At 72.4% G+C, this 3,791-nt stretch carries 4 protein-coding genes and 1 pseudogene; 4 read left to right on the plus strand and 1 reads right to left on the minus strand.

Annotation, left to right across the window (positions count from 1 at the left end; all coding sequences use genetic code 11):
- The first annotated feature begins 102 nt into the window (after positions 1-102).
- The 4 genes from ACYC1Z_RS14515 (at position 103) to ACYC1Z_RS14530 (ending at position 3,320) form a co-directional block, all read left to right on the plus strand.
- Positions 103-1,122: a Gfo/Idh/MocA family protein gene (locus ACYC1Z_RS14515; RefSeq protein WP_461410230.1), complete on the plus strand. Its 1,020-nt coding sequence runs from the start codon at positions 103-105 to the stop codon at positions 1,120-1,122.
- A gap of 25 nt (positions 1,123-1,147) precedes the next feature.
- On the plus strand, positions 1,148-1,270 hold the full coding sequence (locus ACYC1Z_RS14520; protein WP_461410231.1) for a hypothetical protein: 123 nt from the start codon (positions 1,148-1,150) through the stop codon (positions 1,268-1,270).
- Between the two features lie 40 nt (positions 1,271-1,310).
- The gene (locus ACYC1Z_RS14525) at positions 1,311-1,739 is read left to right on the plus strand and encodes a VTT domain-containing protein (RefSeq protein WP_461410232.1); all 429 of its coding nucleotides are present in this window, start codon (positions 1,311-1,313) and stop codon (positions 1,737-1,739) included.
- Positions 1,740-2,765: 1,026 nt separating this feature from the next.
- On the plus strand, positions 2,766-3,320 hold the full coding sequence (locus tag ACYC1Z_RS14530; RefSeq protein WP_461410233.1) for a gluconokinase: 555 nt from the start codon (positions 2,766-2,768) through the stop codon (positions 3,318-3,320).
- Position 3,321: 1 nt separating this feature from the next.
- Here ACYC1Z_RS14530 and ACYC1Z_RS14535 read toward each other — a convergent pair.
- A pseudogene (locus ACYC1Z_RS14535) lies at positions 3,322-3,791 on the minus strand (hypothetical protein); the annotation flags it as partial.

The following is a 3,791-nucleotide window of genomic DNA, read 5'->3' on the forward strand; positions in this document are numbered from 1 at the left end:
GGTGTGCGGGCTCCCGTCACCGTGCCGACCGGCGTGTGTGCCTGAACGGGCCGATGTGGTCGCGTGAGCGGGGCGTCGGTGCCCTCCGATAGTTTCGCCACCATGAGGCGAGCGGGCAGCGCAATCCTTCCGGGGCCGGTCAGGTGGGGCATCGTCGGCGTCGGCGACGTCACCGAGCGCAAGAGCGGGCCGGGGTTCCAGCGCGCCGAGCACTCCGAGCTGGTGGCCGTCATGCGACGCGACGGGGCGAAGGCGGCCGACTACGCCCGCCGTCACGGCGTCCCGCGCTGGTACGACGACGCCGACGCTCTCATCGCCGACCCCGAGGTCGACGCCGTCTACATCGCGACACCGCCGGACAGCCACCGCGACTACGCCGTACGGGTTGCCGCCGCAGGCAAGCCGGTCTACGTCGAGAAGCCCATGGCCCGTACGGCGGCCGAGGGCGAGGAGATGGTCGAGGCGGCCCGGGCGGCCGGCGTCCCCTTGTTCGTCGCCTACTACCGCCGGGCCATGCCCCGCTTCGCCACGGTGAAGAAGCTGCTCGACGACGGCGCGATCGGTTCCGTCCGTGCCGTGTCCGTCCGGCTGCAGAGCCCCGCCCGGACGTGGGAGCCGAACCACCTGCCCTGGCGGCTGGAGCCGGAGATCTCGGGCGGCGGTCTCTTCGTCGACCTCGGCACCCACACCCTTGACCTCCTCGACCACCTGCTCGGGCCGATCGGCGCCATCAGCGGCGCGGCCGCGAATCTCGGTGGCCACCACCGGGCGGAAGATGCGGTGGCGGCGACCTTCGTCTTCACCTCCGGCGTTCCGGGCGTGGGGCTGTGGTCCTTCGACGCCGCGGAACGGCGCGACGAGGTCGAGATCGTCGGCACCGCGGGCACCCTCCGGTTCTCCAGCTTCGGGCAGGAGCCGCTCGTCCTACGGATGCCCGACGGCGAGCACGAGATCGACGCGCCCTACCCCGAGGTCGTGCAACAGGCGCTGATCCAGAATGTCGTGGACACCCTGACCGGGCGGGCCGAGCCGCTGAGCACGGGCGAGAGCGCGCTGCGCACCGCCCGGATCGTCGACACCGTGCTGGCCGGGTACCGCGCGGAGCACGCCATCACGTTCTGAGGTGGACGAACGGGATGATGACACCATGACCGCCCCGTCGGCAGGCCGTCGCACCACCTGGTGCGTGCTCGGTGACCGCGAGGCAGGACGGGCAGTGCTCGGCGACCGCAAGGCAGCGCGCCGCGTGCTCGGCACCCTCGACGCGTGACCGTCCTCGTCGGGCGTTCCTCTACAGCCTCCTGTCCTCGGTGGTGGTGTTCCTGCCGGTGGAGGTCTATCTCGTCGGCGCCGCCGTGACGGCGGACGTGGCGGCGATCCCGGTGGCGCTCGTGGCCGCCGTCGCCCAGGTCACCGGCAAGATGCCGTTCTACCTGGTGGGACGCGGAGTGCTGGATCTGGCGCACGTGCGCCGCCGGGGCGCCGCCACCGGCACGTGGGCGCGGCGGATGACGGCCGTCGAGGAGTGGGCCCGCAGCCACCCGTGGGGCCCCAGCGCGGTGACGGCGGTGGCAGCGTTCGGCAGCGTCCCGCCCTACGCCGTGGTCTCGGTGCTCGCCGGCACGGTCGGTATGCGGTGGTGGCTCTTCGCGCTCGTCTCGCTCGTGGGCCGGTTCCTCCGCTTCTGGGCACTCATGAGCATCCCGGTGCTGCTCCCCCCGGGCCTGTTCGGGATCTGAGCGTTACGACGGTCGCGGACACGGCGCGGGCTCGGCCGAGCGGACCAGCACCCGCCGGCGTCGCACCGTGCGGCAGGGAGCCGATCGTCGATCCGGCCAGCAGCCCGGGCGGCCCGGTGGACCCGAGCCCGCGACGGGGCAACTGGCGGCGGGCAGTGCCATGGCGTCGTAGCAGCAGTGCTGGTCGGGTGAAGGGTTGCTGGTGGTACGCAGGATGTTGCCAGGGACGGACTGGGCAGAGATCTACCCAGGGGCCCGGGACGAGAGCGTGGAGCTGTTGAAGGGAGCAGTGCCGGCCGACGGCAGGACGGTCAGCCACGAGGCGATCGACCGCCTGGGCCGGCGCATCTGCCGAACGTGTGGGTGCCTACGGGCGGAGGTACGCCCACCGGTGTCGTTGTCGTTGCACGAGGTGGACCACACCGGATGGGATGATGCCCACTCCGCCGGTCCCGGCACCAGCACGTGATCATCGTGGCCCCGGCTCGGTGACGCCAAGCGCCGGTGGTGCGCGCGCCCGTTGCCGATGACCGGGAGCACCTGGAAACGATGCTCGCCGCGATCGCCGCGAACGCCGCGATCGTCGGACGTGGGCCGGCGTCGACGGAGCGGAGGACGGCATCGCACGATTGCGCCGCGCACCGGCACCGGCACCGACAGCCCGCACGGTGGGGGCGGACCCGTTCACGCGGAGGCCGGGCCCTGACCAAGGGGCGCGGAGACGCTGATCCGTCGGCCGTGACTTTCTCGCGGGTCGGCAGTCGCGGTGGCCGCGACGGGCACGGGAGCGCGGGACACCTCTGCACTGGGGACTGGTCGTCGTCACTCCTGGCGCACCGACCCCCGGCGAGGCTGCCGTCGGAGCACTCAATTGCGTCGACCACCCACAGCGTCGAGGTGACCCGGTCCGGCCGTGTGAAACACCTCTCGCCACCGGAACCGTGCAATTGCTGGCAAGCGATGGTTGTGGAAACTGCCGGCCGGTACGTTGCTCGAAGCCCCTGCCACGCGAAATCGGAGCCACCCATGAGCGAGTCCGCTGCCCCCGAGATCTCCCCCTGGCCGAAGAGGTCGGGCGGACCCCGTCACGTCGTCGTGATGGGTGTGTCCGGCAGCGGTAAGACGACGGTCGCGATGATGCTCGCCGGCAAGCTCGGCTACGTTTTCGCCGAGGGCGACGAGTTCCACAGCCAGGCGAACCGGGACAAGATGCACGCCGGCCACCCCCTCGATGACGACGACCGCACCCCCTGGCTCACGTCCATCCAGGAGTGGATGACGGCGGAGGCGAGGGTCGGTCACTCGACCGTGGTCGCCTGCTCGGCACTGAAGAAGAAGTACCGCGACGTGCTGCGGGCGGCCGAGGGCAACACGATCGTGGTCCACGTGGCCCCGCCGGTCGAGCTGACCACCGAGCGGATGGAGGCGCGCGCGGGGCACTTCATGCCGGCGACCCTGCTCGACTCGCAGCTCGCGGCGCTCGAGGGGCTCGAGTCCGACGAGCGGGGCTTCACGATCACCTCGGGCGGTACACCGGCCGAGGTGCTCGCCGAGGTGCTGGCGCACCTCCAGGACGCCTGAGTCACCCCACCCGGCGCGCGACCTGGTAACCCTCGGCGTCGAGCACGAGCTCGTAGTCGGTGCCTGGGTGGCGCGTCTCGGCCAGCGCGGCGGTGTCGGTGACGTCGCGGTCCGGCCAGGTCCGGCGCAGCGTGTCGAGCTGGACGTAGTCGGGCGCCGGGTTGCCCTCGTTGCCGATCCAGTACACCTGGGCGCGCGGCACGAGGTACGCCATGAGGTAGATGTCCGCCTCCACGGTCGAACCGGGCTCGACCGCCTCGATCGCGGCCCGGGCGCTCGCGGCCCGCTGCGGTGGCTCGTAGCTCTCCGGCCGCGCCAGCCGTGCCACCGGCCCGGTCGGCAGCATCACCAGCGTCGTCACCAGGGCGATCCCGACGGCGACACCCGCCAGCACGCCCGGGCCGACCGGGCCCGGTGGGCCAAGTGGACCCCGGCCGGCTGGACCCCGGCCGGCTGGCCCCCGGCGGGGGG

This window comes from Georgenia sp. (assembly GCF_054605595.1).